We start from the raw sequence: 19,805 nt of genomic DNA on the forward strand, positions 1-19,805 counted from the left end.
TTTGTCTAGCATCTAAAATAAAAATTGACGTTTCACGTTGTTTGTTTCGTTCAGTTTTCAAAGAACTACTTAGTCGCTCATTCGCGACTTCCTTATGTTAACATCTTCATTTTTCAATGTCAACTAAGTTTTTTAATTTCTTTTTTGTCGTTTTCTGCGTTTCCGCATCAGCGACGGTTATTAATATATCATGCAGTATATACAGGGTCAATACTTTTTATAAAAAAATTTCACATCCCGTTAAAAACTTAAAAACCGCTGTAAAAATCCTTATAGCGTCCATTCATTCTTCATGGTCCCCCTCCTATTCATTTCATATCTTATCCCTTTATCAATTTACAAGAGAGTGAAAATTCTAAATTGTATGTTATATTATTAGTATAGGAGCGTGGTGAGAATGAGCATTAAGTATTCAAACAAAATCAATAAAATCCGGACCTTTGCATTAAGTTTAGTATTTATCGGCCTCTTCATTGCATACTTAGGTGTCTTTTTCCGCGAAAACATTATTATTATGACAACGTTTATGATGGTTGGCTTTTTAGCTGTTATCGCTAGCACTGTCGTTTACTTTTGGATTGGCATGTTATCTACTAAGACTATCCAAATTATTTGCCCAAGCTGTGATAAGCCAACCAAAATGCTCGGCCGTGTCGATGCATGTATGCACTGCAATCAACCTTTAACACTAGATCGAGATCTAGAAGGAAAAGAATTTGATGAAAAGTATAATAAGAAGAGTTATAAATCATAAGTATCAAGGGAAATACGAATTTGCAACACTACAAACGTTTCAACTCATTAAAAAGTTGATTTCTTAAAAAATCAACTTTTTAATTGTTTTATTAAATTTATTACACCTATTTTTTCGAAATAACAGTAAACATCCCTGTCATATTAGGCGAATAATCTTTAAAATCATATTTTTCGTAGAATGATGTTTTACCTTGCGACGCAAACAAACCAATGAATGCTTTATCTGGAGCATTCTGATTTAAGTATTCTACTAAAGTATTCATTATTTTCTTTCCAATACCATTCTTTTGATACTCTGGATGAACCACTATATCTTGAATATAGAAATAGATAGCCCCATCACCAACAATTCTCCCCATGCCGATGATTTGATTATTATCCTTGACTGTTATACAGTAAATCGAATTTTGAAGTGATATTTCCGCCACCTCAAAGTTCATATAGTTAGTCCATCCCACAGAATCACATAAATATTTATATTCTTCCAATGTTGGAATGTTATTTTTAATCTCATATTTCTTCAAAATGTCCCCTCCCAGAATTCATTTCCACCAATACAAAGTAAATTCGACAAACTTTTATCTAACCCTCCTTACTAACTTAGCACTGTAAATCCCGATTAACCTCACGCTAATCCTTATATAATAAAGAAAGAGGCTGACGTATAGCCGTCAGCCTCTTTCTTTATTATATATTACGCCTTATGACACTCTGGACAAACGCCATAAATTTCTAAGCGATGACTATTGATAACGAAGCCTGTCGTTTTCGCAGCTTCCTCTTCCAGCTTTTCCAAGCCTCCATAAGGAAAATCAACAATCTTACCACATTTTTCGCAAATCACATGATAATGTTGACTTGTAACATAATCAAATCTACTTGAAGCGTCTCCATAAGTTAATTCCTTTACAAGTCCAACCTCTTTAAACACACGTAAGTTATTATAGACAGTTGCAACACTCATATTTGGAAACTTACCTTCTAATGCTTTATAAATATCATCCGCTGTTGGGTGCGTCATTGATTCCACAAGGTACTCTAAAATAGCATGACGCTGTGGAGTAATGCGTACACCCGTATTTTTCAGCATTTCTAGCGCTTCTTTTAATTCTTCTTTGACCACCGTCATGCACCCCGATTCTATACGGATTATTATTTTATAATTCTTATAAAGAGTGTACTCCTTTTCTTATAAATCGTCAATATTTCTACTATAAGTATGTAGTTTATTTTTATATTCAGGACTTGTTTTTATGTATCTTTCCCTTTTTTCTTCATATATTCCATAGAAAAAAGTGCGACATAATCGCACTTGGAATACTATCATCTGAGGAGGTATGCCCTACACTTCCACTTTATGTAAGGCAGTAAAATATGTATAGACACTTGCCTTGTTTCTGCATATTTTATCTCCAATGTAGATTTATTTTATATAAGAAAGAACATCCTCAATATGTCCTTTCACTTTCACTTTACGCCACTCTTTTACAAGTTCACCGTCTTTATTAATAAGGAATGTAGAACGCTCGATTCCCATATACTCTTTCCCAAAGTTCTTTTTTAACTTCCAAACATCGTATAACTCTGCTACTTTATGATCTTCATCTACTAAAAGTATAAATGGCAATTCATGTTTCTCAATGAATTTCAAATGTCTATTCGCTGAATCAGGACTTACTCCAAGAATAACCGTATCCTTCTCTTGAAATACTCCATACGCATCACGAAAATCACATGCTTCAGTTGTACATCCTGGCGTCATATCTTTCGGATAAAAATAGAGAACTACATTTTTACCGCGGAAATCAGCTAGGCAAACTTCTTCTCCGTTACTTCCCTCTAATGTGAATTCTGGTGCCATTTCTCCTACTGTAATCATATTTATCACTCCTACTCTTTTCCTTTACTATAACAAATGCTTCCTTATTTTTCATTGTCTATTACAGACCTCATCACAAAAGCAAAAGGGAGTGTATATCCAATTAGCGCTTCTGCGATTGCAATCCATCGCCCAATTCCAATCGGAGATATGTCACCATATCCAACAGACAATAAAGTAACTGCGCTAAAATATAAACAAACTTCGACGAGTTGAAAAGAATGAGCGTTCAAACTTTCTCCATCCTCTTTCAAAACTGCGAAACCCATTTCCTCTAATACAACGTAACTTAATCCAAATGCGATTAGTACTGTTGTATAGATTAAAAATAATGTGGCCAAATTATAGAGCGAAAAAAAACGCGTTGAATCTGAATAGGAACTCCATAATAATTGGACACTTTTCAAAATAGCGATTGCTGCAATTAATAGAATAAATCCCCATAACATGTCCTCCACCTCATTTTATATGTATGAGGTGGAGAACTGATTTATCCCTTAGAAACGAACAAGCTTCTATAATTAATTACCCGCGCCACGATACCTTTTTACCCCTTGGTTCCAGAGGGTGATTGCAATCGTAAAACAGATAATACCAACAATTGGCGTCGCAAATGCATAACTATTCCATTCTGTTTTTCTTAAAAAGTATGCTGCTGGATATACTCCAACAAACGCAAACGGTAAAACGAACGTTAAAATGAAACGAATTACACGATTATAAATATTAACAGGATAGCGCCCGTAATTACCTATGTTATACATAAGAGGCATAATTGAACTTTTCGCATCCGACCAAAAACCAAGGCTCGCCAACGTAACAAATATCCCTCCATATACAAGTGCTCCTCCTCCTACCATCAATATAAATAAGAAGAAATCATACCAGTAAAAAGATAATTGTAACTCCACAGCTGCATATCCCATTACAACAATCCCTGTAATAGCTCCAATTAAAGATTCAAGTTCCATTCTTTCTAATATAATTTGAAATAGGCTATGGATCGGTCGCGTTAATACACGATCCATCTCCCCTTTAATAATGTATCGATCATTAAAATCCCATATATTAAAGAAAGCTGAAAAGATGGCAAATGGTACTAAAAAGAAACCATAAATAAAGATTACCTCTTCTCGACTCCATCCCTTCAATGCTTGTGTATGCCCAAATACAACGAGAATAAATATTAAATTAACTGCTTGAAGCGATAAATCAGAAAGTAAACCAACGATAAAATCGCCTCGATACTCCAATTTCGTTTTTATATATTGACTTGCATATTGTAAAAATAAGTTTATATATAGCATCTCATCATCCCCCTTGTACAATTAGACGTTTTCTCGCCGTTCTCCACATGAGTACAATTGGAATAATAAGTACAATCGCCCAAATCACTTGAAATACTAAAGCCTCATACAACTTACTCCCCTGTATACCTTCAGAAAAAATCATACTTGGAATATAACTAATAGCCTGAAACGGTAAAAACATCATTGCTTTTTGGGCCCATAACGGATAAAAACTAATTGGTAATAATAGACCTGAAAATAAATCAATAACAACGCGTTTTGCATACATAATTCCACTATTATTAAATAGGAAAAACGTAAGCATTCCCGTCATTAAATTAATTTGTGTATTAATAATAAAGCTAAATATTAAAGATAAGAAGAAATATAACCAAGTTTGAAAATTCGTTGTAATTTGCAACGAAAATAATAACGTAACGATAACCATGCCTGGAATGGAAAAGAAGGCAAAACGGAATATTCCCTCGCCAAGACCTTGCATAACTTTCATTCCCAAATAGTTATACGGACGAATTAATTCTACAGCCACACGTCCTTCTTGAATCTCTATCGCAATTTCCCTATCTATATTATTAAAATAGAAGGCACGTGCCATCCACGCGATTGCGATATACGTGGTCATTTGCGAAATAGATAAACTTTCAATATTCTCTTTTCCGCTATAAATTGCTTGCCATAAAAAATAGTAAGCACCGATATTAATCGTATAAATTAAAATCCCGCTATAGTAATTTGTACGATACGCAAGCATCATTAAAAAGCGAATTCGAATCATTTCAATATACTTACCCATGCGTAATACCTTCTTCATAAATGTTACGAATAATTTCCTCTGTAGACACTTCGTTAATTTTTAAATCTTTAATTTGAAATGCTTGTACTACTTTAGAAATAAGCATTGAAATAATAACTTCTTCATTCGGAATTTTTGCAACCCATGCATTTTCCTCTTTCGCTTTCGACCAAACGACATGATTATCTGGCATAACCATTGATAAAGCCTGATAGGAAACTGGTGCAACAAACTGAAAGTGAATTTCCTTCTCTGCTCCCCACTGCGTACGAAGATTACTTAAAGAACCGTCATACATAATATTCCCTTCATCCAGCATGATAACGCGCTCACATAAAGCTTCAATATCAGTAATATCGTGTGTTGTTAATAAAATTGTTGTTTTATAACGTTCATTCATTTCTTTTAAAAATTCACGTATTTTCAATTTCACAAGTACATCTAACCCAATTGTTGGCTCATCTAAAAATAATAACGGTGGATTATGAATTAAGGCTGCCGCTAATTCACAACGCATTCTTTGACCAAGAGATAATTTTCGAACTGGTTTATCTAATAAAGGCCCTATATCTAACGTTTCAATTACGTGCTCCATATGCTCCTTATACTGAGCGTCTGATACACCGTATACTTTCTTTAATAAACGAAACGATTCTTGTACTGCAATATCCCACCAAAGTTGCGAACGCTGTCCAAAAACAACACCAATTGTTCTTACAAATTCTTCTCTTTGTTTATGTGGGTTCATTCCATTTACTGTGATTTGCCCTGATGTCGGAGTTAAAATCCCCGTAAGCATTTTAATTGTTGTTGATTTACCAGCACCGTTCTCACCAATATAACCAACCATTTCACCTTGCTTTACAGTAAAAGATACATCGTTTACTGCTGGTACTATTTTATAATTACGATTTAATAAATCGCGAAATGCACCCTTTAAGCCCGGACGACTTGAATAGGCTGTAAACTCTTTACGTAACCCTTGTACCTCAATTACCGATTTCATAATCGGACCCCCCTCCTAAATGTCACAACGAATAGTTTACCCAACTGCCTTCGCTATCACAAACAATACGTCTTTTCGAAAAACATGTTAGAATAATACATAGATTTTTGTAAGGAGATGAATTGTAGTGAAATTCACAAAGTCAGAAGCATTACATAAAGAAGCTTTAGAGCATATCGTTGGCGGTGTTAATAGTCCTTCTCGTTCTTTTAAAGCAGTTGGCGGCGGCGCTCCTGTTGCTATGGAACGTGGGAAAGGCGCTTATTTCTGGGATGTAGACGGAAATAAATATATCGATTATTTAGCAGCATACGGTCCTATTATTACTGGACATGCTCATCCGCATATAACAAAAGCAATTACAACAGCTGCTGAAAATGGGGTACTTTATGGAACACCAACAGCGCTAGAGGTAAAATTCGCAAAAATGTTAAAAGAAGCAATGCCTGCATTAGATAAAGTCCGTTTCGTAAACTCTGGTACAGAAGCAGTGATGACAACGATTCGTGTTGCTCGTGCTTATACAGGTCGCACAAAAATCATGAAATTCGCTGGTTGTTACCACGGTCATTCTGATTTAGTACTTGTGGCAGCTGGATCTGGTCCTTCTACTTTAGGAACTCCTGACTCAGCTGGCGTACCACAAAGTATTGCACAAGAAGTTATTACCGTTCCATTTAATAATGTCGAAACTTTAAAAGAGGCTTTAGATAAATGGGGTCATGAAGTAGCAGCTATCCTTGTAGAACCGATCGTTGGAAACTTCGGTATTGTAGAGCCTAAACCAGGATTCCTTGAAAAAGTGAATGAACTTGTTCACGAAGCTGGCGCATTAGTAATTTATGATGAAGTTATTACTGCTTTCCGCTTTATGTACGGTGGTGCTCAAGACTTACTTGGTGTGACACCTGACTTAACAGCGCTTGGTAAAGTTATTGGCGGCGGCTTACCAATCGGTGCTTACGGTGGTAAGAAAGAAATTATGGAACAAGTTGCTCCGCTTGGACCTGCATACCAAGCTGGTACAATGGCAGGAAACCCTGCTTCTATGGCATCAGGTATCGCTTGTCTAGAAGTGCTTCAACAAGAAGGGCTTTATGAGAGATTAGATGAACTTGGTGCAATGCTTGAAAAAGGAATTTTAGAGCAAGCAGCGAAACATAATATCGATATTACATTAAACCGTCTAAAAGGGGCTTTAACTGTATACTTCACAACAAATACAATTGAAGATTACGATGCCGCACAAGATACAGACGGTGAAATGTTCGGTAAATTCTTCAAGCTTATGCTTCAAGAAGGAGTTAACTTAGCACCTTCTAAATACGAGGCATGGTTCTTAACTACAGAACATACAAAAGAAGATATTGAATATACAATCGAAGCTGTCGGCAGAGCATTTGCTGCCCTAGCAGACAATAAATAATCCCGTCATTAAAAGGAAAAAAGAAAGCTCACCTTTCTTTTTTCCTTTTTTCTATTTCATAAATTCCGTATTAATAGTATAATTATTCATAATTATCTGTTTTATATTCTTTTACAGCATTACTATCTCTGTGTACAAGGTGATTCGCACCTTAAATAGTAAGATTATTCTAATTTTTACAAGAGGGGGGATTGACGGATGCTCAATAAAAAAAATACATGGACACCGTCTTTATTTCGAGATTATAGAAATGCAGAACATGATGCGTGTGGAATCGTTTCCGTTATGGAGAAACGAAAAATTGCTACAAAAGAAAACATTGACCTTTGCATACAATCACTCGTCAAAATGAATCATAGAGCTGGTTTCATTAATGGTGAGGGCGATGGCATCGGCATTCACATTGATATACCAAAAACGCTTTGGAATGAAAAACTAAAAAGTAGCGGATATAATCCAACGATTGTGGATCATCCCCACTTTATCGTTGGACATTTTTTTCTAAATAAAAAAGAAGACATTACTGCCTTAAAAGATTATATTCGTACGCAATTAAACAACAAAAACTTTACTATCATTTTCGAAAGTGATGATGTAACAAACTCAGATGCACTCGGTCCACTTGGTAAACAAGAAGAACCTTTATTTTGGCAAGTTGCCCTTATCGCAGAAAACGAAATTACAAATATTGAGCAAACATTATTTTCTGTCACAATAAAAATAGAGGAAAACGAAGCAATTCATGTTGCTTCATTAAGTCGTAATCATGTTGTATATAAAGTTCTAGGTGCTGGTGATACGCTTGTTGCCTACTATAATGATTTACAACATCCGCTTATCGCTTCAACTATGACATTAGGACATAACCGCTACTCTACTAATACATTATCTAATTTTTTTCGTGTACAACCATTTAGCATTCTCGGACATAATGGTGAAATTAACACAATTGCGAAATTACGCGATCAAGCTGAAATGATTGATGTACCACTTACTGCAGGAGGCAGTGACTCTCAAGATTTAAACCGCACCTTAGAAACCCTACTTGTTCAATACAACTACAGCTTATTTGAAGCAATGGAAATTCTATTCCCACCAATTATTAATGAAATTAAACTTTATGAAACACCTTTACAAGATTTATATACGTATATACGTGAAGCATGGGGACATTTTGCCCAAGGACCAGCTGGCATCATTTCCCGTTTTAAAGATGAAGCTGTTTTCAGCGTTGATTCCCTTGGATTACGCCCAGTATGGAAAGTAGAGACAGAGAGCTCTTATATTTTCTCTTCTGAACCTGGAGTTGTATCACCAACTAAATATGTAGCAGAACCAAAACCACTCGCTCCTGGAGAAAAAGTCGGATTAAAATGGAATGAACAAGATGAACTTGTTCTTTATGAATATGACAAATATCAAATCCAAGTATATAACCGTTTTAAAAAGCGAATTGATACTACCAATTACCATTTAAATTTATCTATCCCTGAAACGAAAAAAATCCAAGGGCTATGTGATTCTGTTCAAGTTGAAACGAAACAATACGTCGCTTTCGGATGGGACCGAGAACATATTCAACTCCTTGAACAGATGGCAACAAAAGGCGTTGAGCCAATACGCTCACTTGGGCATGACTCACCACTTGCCGCACTTGATACTGATAGACGAAATATCGCTGACTTCATTAAAGAAAGTGTAGCTGTTGTTACAAACCCTGCAATTGACCGTGACCGTGAAATTGAACACTTCTCTACACGTACTGTACTTGGAGAGCGTCCAAGTTTATTAAGTGGCGCAAAACGGCCATTTGTAGTTGAAATGCTTTCACCAATTATTTTAGAAGGCAGCGTGGCACAACCTATTGCAGAGGAATTACACACAATTACGTACGAACAACTCATAGAGCTATTTAAAACTCATAACTCTATCGCCACAATCTCTGCTACATTCAGCTCGTCAGAAACTCTACAATGTGCATTAAGCCGCATTAGTTCTGAAGCGATAGCTGCTGTTAACAATGGTGCTTCCCTACTAGTATTAGATGACGCAAAAGCCCATCTAAATGAAAGATTGTGGATTGATCCACATTTAGTTACTGCTAAAGTACATCAAGCATTAAGTGAAAATAAATTACGCCGCAATTGTTCTCTCGTTATACGTTCTGGTGCCCTTCGCTCCTTACATGACATTGTCACGCTATATGGATTAGGAGCAGATAGTATTAATCCATATTTATTATTCGCGACTGTAAATGATGGAACAAAAACACCAATTACGAATCTGTATAATGCACTTAATAAAGGATTAGAAAAAGTCATTTCAACAATTGGAATTCATGAGTTACGTGGTTACGGACGTCTCTATTCATCTATTGGGTTACATGAAGAAATCGCAAATATATTACAGATTACAAATTTCTTCGGTTCAAATGATTTAGCTTTTTCACTTGAATCACTTGCTGAAGATGCAAAAATGCGAGCGGATGATTATAACAATCCTAAAATTAGAATGCGAAAATCATTTCATATATTCCCGCGAATTTGGAAAGCAATCGGCGATGTTGCAAAAGGAAATTCTTATGATGATTACCGTGACAAGTTAAGTGAACTAGAAGAGAATAATCCCATCGCAATCAGACACCTTGTTCAAACGAAACAAACAAAACATGTCGTTCCAACTGAAGAAGTATCTATCGGCATTAAAACCCATGATTTTCCATTTATTATTAGTTCTATGTCATTTGGTTCTCAAAACGAAATTGCCTTTCGCGCATATGCAGAAGCGGCCGATCAGCTAAATATGATTAGCTTGAACGGTGAAGGCGGCGAAATTAAAGATATGATTGGAAAATATCCACATACACGTGGACAACAAGTGGCATCTGGGCGATTTGGAGTAAATGCCGAACTACTAAACTCATCGAACTTAATTGAAATCAAAATTGGTCAAGGCGCAAAGCCTGGGGAAGGTGGGCATTTACCTGGTTCAAAAGTAACAGCCAAAATCGCTGAAGCACGTAATGCGACAATTGGCTCAGATTTAATTTCACCTTCTAATAACCATGATATTTATTCAATTGAAGATTTAGCTCAAATGATTACGGAAATTAAAACAGCTAATCAACTTGCCAAAGTAGCCGTGAAAGTCCCTGTCGTTCCTAATATCGGAACAATTGCTGTCGGTATCGCCAAAGCTGGTGCTGATTTTATTAACATTAGCGGATTCGATGGCGGAACAGGTGCTGCACGTATTCACGCCTTGCAACATGTAGGTCTTCCTGTAGAAATTGGTGTTAAAGCCGCTCACAACGCTTTATTAGAAGCGAGCATGAGACATAAAGTAGAGATTTGGGCAGATGGTGGTATTCGAAGTGTAAATGATGCCTTGAAAATCATGCTTCTCGGAGCAAACCGTATTGGATTTGGCACACTATCAATGATTGCAATCGGCTGCACTACTTGCCGTGGGTGTCATCTAGATACTTGTCATGTCGGAATTGCAACACAAATCGAGTCTGAAGCACAAGCAAAGGAACATGGGTTACGCCGCTTCGTCCCACGCGAATTAGAAAGCGCAGTTACTGGCCTGCTAAATTTATTCACCTCTTTCGGTATAGAACTAAAACGATTAACAGGACAGCTTGGGTGTACAAATTTACAAGCAATTGTTGGGCGTTCTGATTTATTAGAGCAAGTTCGAGGCGAAAATTTATTAAACTTACGTAATTTATTACAAATAATAGAACATCCATCTGTTACAACAACAGATGGTGTACCAGAAAAACAATTTAAGACAGTTCATTCCGCTGACTCAAAAGAATTAGTAGGCGTTGGTGTAGAGCAACGCGTTATGGGTGGTCTAGAATCATGTTATCGCGTTCGCAGTAAACTATATGAAGCTACTCAACTTGAACCACTTACATTAAAGTATACGAATGGTTCTATTCCCGGAAATGGGTTAGGCGCTTACAATAGTGAAAATTTATTTATACACGTAAATGGCGGCGCACAAGATGGCATTGGTAAAACTTCCTTTGGTGGTGGGATTTATATAACGAAATCAAAAGGAAAAGACGGAGTATATTATAACGGTTCTGTCGGAAAAGGATTTGGATATGGTGCACAAAAAGGGGCACTATACGTGCAAGGGAACGCTGATGCTCGCGCTGGCATTCGCCTTTCTGGGGCAGACATGATAATTGGAGGTAGAATAACAAAACCACTCCGTGAAAAAGAGCAAGGAAATATAGGGGCATACTCCAATATTAAAGGTTTTGCTTTTGAATATATGACAAATGGGCGAGCGCTTGTTTTAGGTGACCCTGGTCCATGGATTTGCGCTGGCATGACTGGCGGTGTTGTTTATTTGCGTCATGATTCAAACTTAGGCCTAACAGAACAGGCCTTAAAAAGAAGAATTGCAAAAGGGGCAAATGTTACATTACAACCAATTAGTAAAAATGGTTTGAAAGATGTAACTGAATTATTGCTAGACTATATTCGTGTACTAAACGAACATGAGCAATATGAGGAAGTTGCTTTATTAACAGCATTATTAGATGATATACAGAACCAGTTTTTTGAGATTATCCCGAAAAAAGAACAGGCAGACCCATCTATCTCAACAGAGTAAAATGAGTAATTTTCATTATTAAGAAAAAATTGACGAAGTACGCTTCTCATAGTAATCTATAGTAACAATTTGAGACCTGCTGAAATTCAGCAGGTTTTTTTACTAAAAACTGATGTTTAAAAGGAATTAGGAAAAATTATAAAGTGAAACTTTAATTAGCCTACACCAATCGAGCGTTTACCGGCATCTAGCTTCTAATTTTTGAGGCAGGAATCTTACTACTCACAATTAGCGGGATAAAATGAACACTAATTTCTTTTAACGTCACTAAAATATCACTTGCTAACATATTGTAATGAATGTATAGTATCATGTTGTACATTCATTATGACAAGAGAAAGGATCTTATTAAGGGTATGAAACTTGGTGCTCGCATTTTAAAAACGGGTATTGCCATCACGTTAGCTTTATTTGCTTGTATTTTACTTCAATTACCGAGTCCGGTATTTGCGGGAATTTCAGCTATCTTTGCTGTTCAACCGTCTGTATACCGTTCTTATTTAACAGCACTTGAACAAATTCAAGCAAATGTAATTGGTGCGATATTTGCTATCGCATTTGCTACTGCTTTTGGACATAATCCTTTTATTATTGGATTAACATGTATATTAGTAATTGCTCTTACATTACAATTACGATTAGAAAACACAATATCAATTGCTTTAGTAACAGTTATCGCCATTATGGAGTATCAAGGCGAAGATTTCTTTAGTTTTGCCTTACTTCGATTTGCGACGATTATGATTGGTATTATTGCGGCTTCACTTGTAAATTTAGTATTTATGCCGCCAAAATATGAAACAAAACTTTATCATCGTATCGTTGATAATACAGAAGAAATTGTAAAATGGATTCGAATGAATAGCAGGCAGGCTTCTGATTTTACAACGCTAAAAACTGATATTGATCGTATGAAAGAAAAAATGATTAAACTAAATCATTACTATTTGCTGTATAAAGAAGAAAGAAGCTATACGAAAAAAGTAAAGTTCGCAAAAATTCGTAAGCTCGTTTTATTCAGACAAATGTTAGCGACAACAAGCCGTGCTTTAAGTACGTTAAAATCATTACACCGTACTGAAAATGAACTGCGCTATATGCCGGAAGAATTTCAGGAATCTATCCAAAATGAACTTGACTCATTAACGCATTATCATGAACAAGTTTTATTAAAATTTATTGGTAAAGCAAAAAAACAACAATCAGTTGAAATGCTTGATGAAGTTGAAACAGGTAAACAAGAATTAATTGATATCTTTATGGAATATCAAAATAAGGACGATGAAGAAGCATATAAAACATGGTTACATCTCTTCCCTCTTATTTCTTCCATCATTAACTATAGCGAAGAAGTAGAGCATTTAGATTTGCTTGTAGATAGCTTCTACACATATCATAAACCAGAAAAAGAACTCCAAATCGATGATAAAAAAGAAGACGAATAAAAAAACAGCTCCTTTTATGGTAAAGGAGCTGTTTCTGTTATATGTTGAAGTTGATATAAATTGTAATAAAATCCTCTTTTTCGCATTAACTCTTCATGAGAACCAGTCTCTTTAATCTCACCGTCTTCAATGTAAATAATCGTATCAACATGCGTAATCGTCGCTAATCGATGTGCGATTATAATCGTTGTCCGGTCAGCAACTAACGTCTGAAGCGCCTCTTGAATATACCTTTCATTTTCTAAATCTAATGCTGAAGTTGCTTCATCTAATATAAGTACCGACGGATTCTTTAGAAACACTCGTGCAATTGCCACGCGTTGTCTTTGCCCGCCTGATAGCTTCACACCACGTTCTCCAACGACAGTATTATAACCATCTGGTAAGTCTATAATAAAATCATGAATTTGCGCAGCTTTGGCAGCTGCAATCACTTCTTTCTCTGTAGCTTTCGGATTTCCATATAAAATATTAGCTCCAATTGTATCGCTAAACAATAAATTATCCTGCAGTACAATTCCAATATGACTACGCAAATTTCTCATATTGTACTTTCTTACATCTATGCCATCTACATAAACCGCGCCTTCAGAAACATCATAGAAACGCGGGATCAAACTAGCAAGAGATGACTTTCCTCCCCCACTCGCTCCTACAAGCGCTACTTTCTCTCCAGGCTGCATAGTTAATGACAAGTTGTGTAATATCTCTTTTTCATCTGCATTATAACGAAAAGAAACATTGTCAAATACAATTTCTCCATTTAATTTTTTCGTTTGTACCGCATTTGGTACATTAACAATATCGTATTTTTCATCTAACAGTTCAAACACACGGTCCATCGATGCAAAAGATTGTGTTAATGTTGTAGATGAATTAACAAGGCGGCGAAGCGGACTATATAAACTATCCATATATCCAACAAAAGCTACCATCGTTCCTAGCGTTAACTGCCCTTGAATTACTTCATATGCTGCAAAACCAATCACAAGTAACGGACCTAAATCGGTTAACGTATTTACTGCCGAAAATGTTCTTGCCGTCCAACTTGTATGGGTTAATGCTTTCGTTAAAAATTCATTATTTCTTTTTTCAAACTGCTTCCCCTCATACTCTTCTAACGCAAAGCTACGTGTCACTTGCATTCCTTGAATACGTTCATGCAAATACCCTTGCATCGTCGCTAACGCTTGTGAACGCTCTTTCGTCAATTTCCGAAGACGTCCGAAAAAATATTTCACTGCAATTACATAAATAGGTAAAATCAATAACGCAACAAATGTTAATTTTATATTCATAGAAAACATAACAATGATAGCAATAGCAATTGTTGCAGTATCTAACCAGACGTTCATCAAACCAGTAATTACAAAATCCTTCGTTTGTTCTACATCATGGATGACACGCGAAATAATCTCCCCTGTTTTTGTATTGGAGTAATAACGTAAACTTAACTTTTGTAAGTGACCGAAAATATGCTTCCGCAAATCATACAGTATTGTATTTGCGATACGTTGAGCGAAATATTGACGATAATATTCAATCGGTGGTCTTAATACCGCAAAAATAAAAAAAGCAATTCCAATCGCTGTTATTAATTGAGATGTTTTATCTTGAAGTGAGCCCGCGCCTTGAATTACATCATCGATAATATACTTTAATAACCACGGCATAATAAGTGGGATACCGAACTTAACTAGTCCAATAATAATTGTAATAGCAATAAGCCATCGATATGGTTTAACAAATTGTAAATATCTTTTTATGCCTTGCACATAATCCCCCCTCTAATAGGACAAACCTGCCGGGAAGCCCCCTGCAGGTTTGTTTTAATTTCTGTACATTAAATATCGTTCATACCACATATCTACGAAGTCTGGTGCAAATGGACCTTTTCTTTGATGAATCCACTGTGTTAAATGTGCTACATTTCGTTTTAAAATTGTATCAATAACAGGTGGATACTGCATAATTTGACTATGTTTTTCATACTCATCTTCATCTAGAAGCGTATATGTCATATCTGGATATACTTTAATATCTAAATCATAATCAATATACTTTAATGCTTCAGGATCATACGCAAAAGGTGAGCTTAAATTACAATAATAATATACGCCATCTTCCCTAAGCATCCCAATCACATTAAACCAATAGTTGGCATGAAAATAACAAATTGCTGGTTCACGAGTAATCCATGTTCGGCCATCCGATTCTGTAACTACTGTACGATCATTCGCTCCGATTACAAGACTCTGTGTCCCTTTTAAAATTGTTGTTTCTTCCCACATTCTATGAATGGAGCCATTATGTTTATAACTATGTATTTGTACTTTTTCTCCTTCTTTGGGAAATCCCATATATGCTCCCTTCTTTCAACTGCAAATGCCCTTTGAACGGCATTCACTTTTTTTCTATTATAACTTTTTTGTCGAAATTTTAAAACTAAAGGGATAAGACTCTATTTTTCAAACTGAATATGCAGGAGGTTTATCGTTGAATACTATGCCCCAACTCTTCTTAAGAGATAGGGATTGTACTGCATTATTTATAAGCGAGGACATGTAATAGAAAAAGCCCTTCTCTATTTCCATACAAAGAAGGACTTTTCACCTGAAGATAACAATATATCTTACCCTAAATTTGAAATCATTTTTTCAGTTGCAAAAGATTGAATTACACTATTCGTTTGTTCTTCAAATTTCTCATGTAACATCTTCAACGCTACTTCTGTTCTATATATTTCCTGACGGATAAAATGCAGTTCTTTTTTATCGCACGTATCTTTTTCATTCATTTCGATTTGTTGATACTTCTCTAGATGTGCTTGTAACTTTAACAACTCATCCATCGTTTCTAATTGCTCCCCTACCAACTTATCAAAATCGTTCATTACTTACCCCCTTTTGGACTTATTCATCAGTTATTATTCCTAATTACATAATTCTAATTGTTAACTTCCTTCTCCTTTGACTACATTTGTTGACTTATTAGAAGTTATGTCGTTCGCTTTCTTTTCATTACAACGATCCACGCAAAAAGAAAACACTTCTCCCGAATTAGAGAAGTGTTTTTCTTTCATTACTGATTTGAGCTAGAAGATTGTGATTGTTTTGCAGCTGACTTAGCATTTTGTTTTTTCACAGAATGCACGTCTGTTTCAGTTGCAAATTCTGTACCATAACTAGCGTTTGCACTTTGTGCACCAGAAGCTTGTGCTTTCTTTGCTTCTGATTGTGCGTTTGCTTGTTTTACAGCTTGTACATCTGTTTCAGTTGAAAACTCTGTACCATAACTAGCATTTGTACTTTGAATGCTAGCACCAGAAGTTGCTTTGTTATAACCTTGTTGTTTTTTACTCATCTTTCTCACCTCCACAATCAATAATGTAACCAATTCACTTAGAAGCTATCCGTAATTTTCTTTTTTAAAATTTCCGCATATAACTTTTGTTACTCATTCAAACTATAGAAAATGGAGGTGTAAATATGTATATAGGACGCGATATGACTGAACTAACGATGATTTCAAAAAATGAATGGAAAGAAGATGAATTAGCTTATTTTCATCACTCACTACAACAGGTTCTGCCTTATTTAAATGTAGAAGGGCAAAGTATTTACAAAGAAATTGTAGTAGAAATCGAATCAAGAGGCGGCTTACAAGAAGGTGAAGCTAGTTGGACTCATGGGACAAAAATTTCTTACGATTAAAAAAGTGTTCCCTAGATTGGGAACACTTTTTTATTTATTGCATTGTAATTTTCTCCACACAATTTTCATAAATAGTACGGTGTGATTTTGAGAAAGGTAATTGCTCAAATACCTCTTTTGATACAAATTTTAATGTATCTGTATCAACAATATTACCTGTTACTTTTCCGTAAAATACAAATATATCCCAAGTACGATGTGTAAACGTATGTTGTACATTCATTGCGTATTCATCAATAGAAACCTCGAGCTCAAATTTTTCTTTCATATAATCTATAAGCTGTTCCTTCTGATTTCGAATACTTTCTCCAAGTTCTACATTCGGAAACTCCCACATGTTAGCTAACAAACCTGTACTTGGACGTTTATTAATAACGTAACGACCGTCTTCAGTTTGAAGTACACCTGCAACAATAGGTACCATTTTAGGAGCTTTCGCTTTACTTTTTACTGGTAATTCTTTTTGAACACCTTCAGCATACCCTCTGCAATGTTCACGTACAGGACAAAGTAAGCATGCTGGATTTTTCGGAATACAAATTAGTGCACCTAATTCCATCAAACCTTGATTAAAATAAGATGGATTTTCAATCGAAATAATTTCACGCACAATCTCTTCAAAAACTTTTCGAGTCTTTGGTTTTGCAATATCATCCCATACTGATAAAATACGAGATAATACACGCATAACATTTCCATCAACTGCCGGCTCTGGTATACCATATGCGATACTTAAAATAGCACCTTTTGTATATGGTCCGACTCCTTTTAACTTTTCAATTTTCTTTACATCACTTGGTACAACTCCGCCGTATACTTCTTTTACCTCTTTTACTGCCGCATGTAAATTACGTGCTCTAGAATAATATCCTAAACCTTCCCATGCTTTTAATACTTCTTCATCATCTGCGTTCGCTAACGCTTCAAGTGTAGGAAACTTCCCCATAAAATTTGCGTAATATGGTTTTACAGCCTCTACTCTTGTTTGCTGTAACATAATTTCAGAAACCCAAACGCGGTATGGATCTTTATTCTTTCTCCATGGTAAGTCGCGCTGTTCTTCTTCAAACCAACCAATTAAATCATTTTGAAACTGCTCTATATTAAAATTGTTTAGTATTTCAAGTGTCAAACTTGATCCCCCTCATTTTTTTGCATATAAGTACTATTATAAAGATTTTAGGAAAAAATTTAAGTAAGATGATACAGGAAATAGAAGGCAAAGGACTTGAGGTATCGAATAAAAAGAGTTACATTAATAAAAAACGGAGGTGGATTTCTATGGACACAGCCACTCACCTTGTTATGGGTATCACTTTAGGTAGCTTAGCAACATTAGATCCAGCCATAGCACAAAGTGATATTGGCCCCCAAGCTGTTATGCTTGCTACAATTGCTGGTTCCAACATTCCTGACATTGACACAGTTTTAAAATTGCGTAATAACGCTAAATATATAAGAAATCATCGTGGGATTACTCATTCTATTCCTGCGGTAATTCTTTGGTCATTCCTTATAAGTGGCATCTCTTTCGCCTTCTTTTCAGACGCTCCATATCTTCATCTACTGCTTTGGTCATTTATTGCTGTCTTCCTTCACGTCTTTGTAGATATTTTCAATGCCTATGGTACACAAGCATTACGGCCTTTCACAAAAAAATGGGTCGCACTCGGCGTGATTAATACATTCGATACCGTAATTTTCTTTATCCATATACTTGCAATTGCTTGCATGCTCGTCGGTTCTCATAAGGGATATACAGCTTTAGCGGCATATATATTAATGATTGTTTACTATATCGGACGGATTATGATGCACAGAAATATAAGAAGCGTTGTACACAAACGTTTCAAAAATGTCGAAAAGATTATCATTTCTCCTTCTTACCGATTTTACCATTACCATTTAGCAATCGTTACGGCTGATTATTACTACGTTGCGAGATGGCACCGTGGTAACATCATGATATATGATAAGTTCGATCGGGTACCGTTCCCAGACAATAATATTATGCGAGCAGCTAAACAAGATGAAAACATCTCGGCCTTTCTATCTTTCTCTCCTGTATATCGCTGGGATATTTTTGATCATGACCATTATTATGAAGTACGATTCATTGATTTACGATATCGAAGTAAAGATTATTATCCATTTGTTGCAATCGTTCAGCTCGACCACAATTTAAATATTATTAGTTCCTATACAGGATGGATCTTTAGTGAAGAAAAGCTTCGAAAAAAACTGGAATTACTTCCACATTAAAAAAAGCGACTTAAGTCGCTTTTTTTAATGTTTCAAATGATCTTCTTGATTAATTAAATGACTATACTTCGGATTATTTGTACGCATTTCATGAAGGCGTACACCATGATTATTAATCCATGATCGTACCACTTGTTCTGTCATTTCATCGCCTTGATAACGACCTGATTTTGCATAAGTTGTTTGAAAATCTTCCCATAGTAACTCAACCCACGCACGAGCTTGTGCGTAAGAAAGCTTGTCATTCTTGTCTAATAATTCTTTCGTTAATGTTTCATAAATATCATTCATATTATAATCTCCTTTTACCTATTTATCCCTTCATTTCTAAAGGATAGTTTCTTCAATTTTGCACATTCTATAATTGATACTTCTTAAAGAGGTATCAACCGATAATGAGGAGGGCGTTCGTAATGGGTAAACAAGCCGAATTTTGGTCTGAGTCAAAAAACAACAGCAAAATCGACGGTCCACCGAAAGCGAAATCACGCTTCGCTTCGAAACGACCTAACGGCACAATTAACACGCACCCACAAGAACGTATGCGTGCTGCAAATCAGCAGGAAGAGTAATACAAATT

General features: G+C 35.7%; 20 protein-coding genes. 7 read left to right on the forward strand and 13 right to left on the reverse strand.

What is annotated here, in order from left to right; all coding sequences use genetic code 11:
* Positions 1–397 precede the first annotated feature (397 nt).
* Positions 398–754: a YgzB family protein gene (locus tag QO049_RS12600; protein WP_000025058.1), complete on the forward strand. Its 357-nt coding sequence runs from the start codon at positions 398–400 to the stop codon at positions 752–754.
* A 106-nt stretch (positions 755–860) separates the two neighbouring features.
* Here QO049_RS12600 and QO049_RS12605 read toward each other — a convergent pair whose 3' ends face one another.
* The 7 genes from QO049_RS12605 to QO049_RS12635 form a co-directional block, all read right to left on the reverse strand.
* The gene (locus QO049_RS12605; RefSeq protein WP_000759738.1) at positions 861–1,280 is read right to left on the reverse strand and encodes a GNAT family N-acetyltransferase; all 420 of its coding nucleotides are present in this window, start codon (positions 1,278–1,280) and stop codon (positions 861–863) included.
* Positions 1,281–1,450: 170 nt separating this feature from the next.
* Positions 1,451–1,879, reverse strand: coding sequence for a peroxide-responsive transcriptional repressor PerR (gene perR / locus QO049_RS12610; RefSeq protein ID WP_000237829.1), 429 nt, complete (start codon positions 1,877–1,879; stop codon positions 1,451–1,453).
* A gap of 300 nt (positions 1,880–2,179) precedes the next feature.
* The gene (gene bcp, locus QO049_RS12615; protein ID WP_048568183.1) at positions 2,180–2,635 is read right to left on the reverse strand and encodes a thioredoxin-dependent thiol peroxidase; all 456 of its coding nucleotides are present in this window, start codon (positions 2,633–2,635) and stop codon (positions 2,180–2,182) included.
* A gap of 44 nt (positions 2,636–2,679) precedes the next feature.
* The gene (locus QO049_RS12620) at positions 2,680–3,084 is read right to left on the reverse strand and encodes a potassium channel family protein (RefSeq protein ID WP_000964343.1); all 405 of its coding nucleotides are present in this window, start codon (positions 3,082–3,084) and stop codon (positions 2,680–2,682) included.
* Positions 3,085–3,156: 72 nt separating this feature from the next.
* Positions 3,157–3,942, reverse strand: coding sequence for an ABC transporter permease (locus QO049_RS12625; RefSeq protein ID WP_000965772.1), 786 nt, complete (start codon positions 3,940–3,942; stop codon positions 3,157–3,159).
* A gap of 4 nt (positions 3,943–3,946) precedes the next feature.
* The gene (locus tag QO049_RS12630; RefSeq protein ID WP_284489285.1) at positions 3,947–4,738 is read right to left on the reverse strand and encodes an ABC transporter permease; all 792 of its coding nucleotides are present in this window, start codon (positions 4,736–4,738) and stop codon (positions 3,947–3,949) included.
* Complete coding sequence (locus QO049_RS12635) at positions 4,731–5,744, reverse strand: ABC transporter ATP-binding protein (protein WP_000843658.1); 1,014 nt, start codon at positions 5,742–5,744, stop codon at positions 4,731–4,733. Before QO049_RS12635 ends, QO049_RS12630 begins: the two co-directional genes overlap by 8 nt.
* Before the next feature lie 127 nt (positions 5,745–5,871).
* Here QO049_RS12635 and hemL point away from each other — a divergent pair, with 127 nt between their 5' ends.
* The 3 genes from hemL to QO049_RS12650 all read left to right on the forward strand — a co-directional run bounded on the left by hemL (position 5,872) and on the right by QO049_RS12650 (position 13,250).
* Entirely contained in the window at positions 5,872–7,170 is a 1,299-nt protein-coding gene (hemL, locus tag QO049_RS12640) for a glutamate-1-semialdehyde-2,1-aminomutase (RefSeq protein ID WP_061140037.1), read from the forward strand.
* A gap of 198 nt (positions 7,171–7,368) precedes the next feature.
* Positions 7,369–11,805 (forward strand): glutamate synthase-related protein, encoded by a 4,437-nt coding sequence (locus QO049_RS12645; RefSeq protein WP_246961852.1) that lies wholly within the window; start codon positions 7,369–7,371, stop codon positions 11,803–11,805.
* 356 nt (positions 11,806–12,161) lie between these two features.
* Positions 12,162–13,250, forward strand: coding sequence for an aromatic acid exporter family protein (locus QO049_RS12650; RefSeq protein ID WP_000765787.1), 1,089 nt, complete (start codon positions 12,162–12,164; stop codon positions 13,248–13,250).
* 14 nt (positions 13,251–13,264) lie between these two features.
* On the opposite strand, the gene QO049_RS12655 is transcribed toward QO049_RS12650, so the two are convergent.
* From QO049_RS12655 to QO049_RS12670, 4 genes are all read right to left on the reverse strand, one after another.
* Positions 13,265–15,025, reverse strand: a complete 1,761-nt coding sequence (locus tag QO049_RS12655; RefSeq protein WP_246961848.1) for an ABC transporter ATP-binding protein — start codon at positions 15,023–15,025, stop codon at positions 13,265–13,267.
* Positions 15,026–15,079: 54 nt separating this feature from the next.
* On the reverse strand, positions 15,080–15,610 hold the full coding sequence (ntdP, locus tag QO049_RS12660; protein WP_000506624.1) for a nucleoside tri-diphosphate phosphatase: 531 nt from the start codon (positions 15,608–15,610) through the stop codon (positions 15,080–15,082).
* A gap of 272 nt (positions 15,611–15,882) precedes the next feature.
* On the reverse strand, positions 15,883–16,143 hold the full coding sequence (locus QO049_RS12665; protein ID WP_000997575.1) for a YgaB family protein: 261 nt from the start codon (positions 16,141–16,143) through the stop codon (positions 15,883–15,885).
* A gap of 188 nt (positions 16,144–16,331) precedes the next feature.
* Positions 16,332–16,613, reverse strand: coding sequence for a gamma-type small acid-soluble spore protein (locus QO049_RS12670; protein ID WP_000039046.1), 282 nt, complete (start codon positions 16,611–16,613; stop codon positions 16,332–16,334).
* A gap of 125 nt (positions 16,614–16,738) precedes the next feature.
* On the opposite strand from QO049_RS12670, the gene QO049_RS12675 reads away from it, so the two are divergent.
* On the forward strand, positions 16,739–16,963 hold the full coding sequence (locus QO049_RS12675) for a hypothetical protein (protein ID WP_000275436.1): 225 nt from the start codon (positions 16,739–16,741) through the stop codon (positions 16,961–16,963).
* A 34-nt stretch (positions 16,964–16,997) separates the two neighbouring features.
* Here QO049_RS12675 and mutY read toward each other — a convergent pair whose 3' ends face one another.
* On the reverse strand, positions 16,998–18,095 hold the full coding sequence (mutY, locus tag QO049_RS12680; RefSeq protein ID WP_000171391.1) for an A/G-specific adenine glycosylase: 1,098 nt from the start codon (positions 18,093–18,095) through the stop codon (positions 16,998–17,000).
* Positions 18,096–18,244: 149 nt separating this feature from the next.
* Here mutY and QO049_RS12685 point away from each other — a divergent pair, with 149 nt between their 5' ends.
* A complete protein-coding gene (locus tag QO049_RS12685; protein ID WP_000379106.1) occupies positions 18,245–19,225 on the forward strand; it encodes a metal-dependent hydrolase in 981 nt (326 codons plus the stop codon).
* Positions 19,226–19,249: 24 nt separating this feature from the next.
* On the opposite strand, the gene QO049_RS12690 is transcribed toward QO049_RS12685, so the two are convergent.
* Positions 19,250–19,516, reverse strand: a complete 267-nt coding sequence (locus QO049_RS12690; protein WP_000998166.1) for a YfhJ family protein — start codon at positions 19,514–19,516, stop codon at positions 19,250–19,252.
* 122 nt (positions 19,517–19,638) lie between these two features.
* Here QO049_RS12690 and QO049_RS12695 point away from each other — a divergent pair, with 122 nt between their 5' ends.
* A complete protein-coding gene (locus QO049_RS12695; protein WP_284489286.1) occupies positions 19,639–19,797 on the forward strand; it encodes a small, acid-soluble spore protein K in 159 nt (52 codons plus the stop codon).
* Positions 19,798–19,805: the final 8 nt, after the last annotated feature.

This window comes from Bacillus sp. RB3, assembly GCF_030164735.1.
GTDB lineage: Bacteria > Bacillota > Bacilli > Bacillales > Bacillaceae_G > Bacillus_A > Bacillus_A cereus.

What these genes read in the sequence shown, in the direction of transcription:
- QO049_RS12665 (WP_000997575.1), bottom strand. Translation starts at nt 16,143, where the DNA reads ATGAACGATTTTGATAAGTTGGTAGGGGAGCAATTAGAAACGATGGAT.
- QO049_RS12685 (WP_000379106.1), top strand. Translation starts at nt 18,245, where the DNA reads ATGGACACAGCCACTCACCTTGTTATGGGTATCACTTTAGGTAGCTTA.
- QO049_RS12625 (WP_000965772.1), bottom strand. Translation starts at nt 3,942, where the DNA reads ATGCTATATATAAACTTATTTTTACAATATGCAAGTCAATATATAAAA.
- QO049_RS12695 (WP_284489286.1), top strand. Translation starts at nt 19,639, where the DNA reads ATGGGTAAACAAGCCGAATTTTGGTCTGAGTCAAAAAACAACAGCAAA.
- QO049_RS12650 (WP_000765787.1), top strand. Translation starts at nt 12,162, where the DNA reads ATGAAACTTGGTGCTCGCATTTTAAAAACGGGTATTGCCATCACGTTA.
- ntdP (WP_000506624.1), bottom strand. Translation starts at nt 15,610, where the DNA reads ATGGGATTTCCCAAAGAAGGAGAAAAAGTACAAATACATAGTTATAAA.
- QO049_RS12690 (WP_000998166.1), bottom strand. Translation starts at nt 19,516, where the DNA reads ATGAATGATATTTATGAAACATTAACGAAAGAATTATTAGACAAGAAT.
- QO049_RS12600 (WP_000025058.1), top strand. Translation starts at nt 398, where the DNA reads ATGAGCATTAAGTATTCAAACAAAATCAATAAAATCCGGACCTTTGCA.
- QO049_RS12635 (WP_000843658.1), bottom strand. Translation starts at nt 5,744, where the DNA reads ATGAAATCGGTAATTGAGGTACAAGGGTTACGTAAAGAGTTTACAGCC.
- QO049_RS12630 (WP_284489285.1), bottom strand. Translation starts at nt 4,738, where the DNA reads ATGGGTAAGTATATTGAAATGATTCGAATTCGCTTTTTAATGATGCTT.
- QO049_RS12675 (WP_000275436.1), top strand. Translation starts at nt 16,739, where the DNA reads ATGTATATAGGACGCGATATGACTGAACTAACGATGATTTCAAAAAAT.
- QO049_RS12670 (WP_000039046.1), bottom strand. Translation starts at nt 16,613, where the DNA reads ATGAGTAAAAAACAACAAGGTTATAACAAAGCAACTTCTGGTGCTAGC.
- QO049_RS12620 (WP_000964343.1), bottom strand. Translation starts at nt 3,084, where the DNA reads ATGTTATGGGGATTTATTCTATTAATTGCAGCAATCGCTATTTTGAAA.
- bcp (WP_048568183.1), bottom strand. Translation starts at nt 2,635, where the DNA reads ATGATTACAGTAGGAGAAATGGCACCAGAATTCACATTAGAGGGAAGT.
- QO049_RS12645 (WP_246961852.1), top strand. Translation starts at nt 7,369, where the DNA reads ATGCTCAATAAAAAAAATACATGGACACCGTCTTTATTTCGAGATTAT.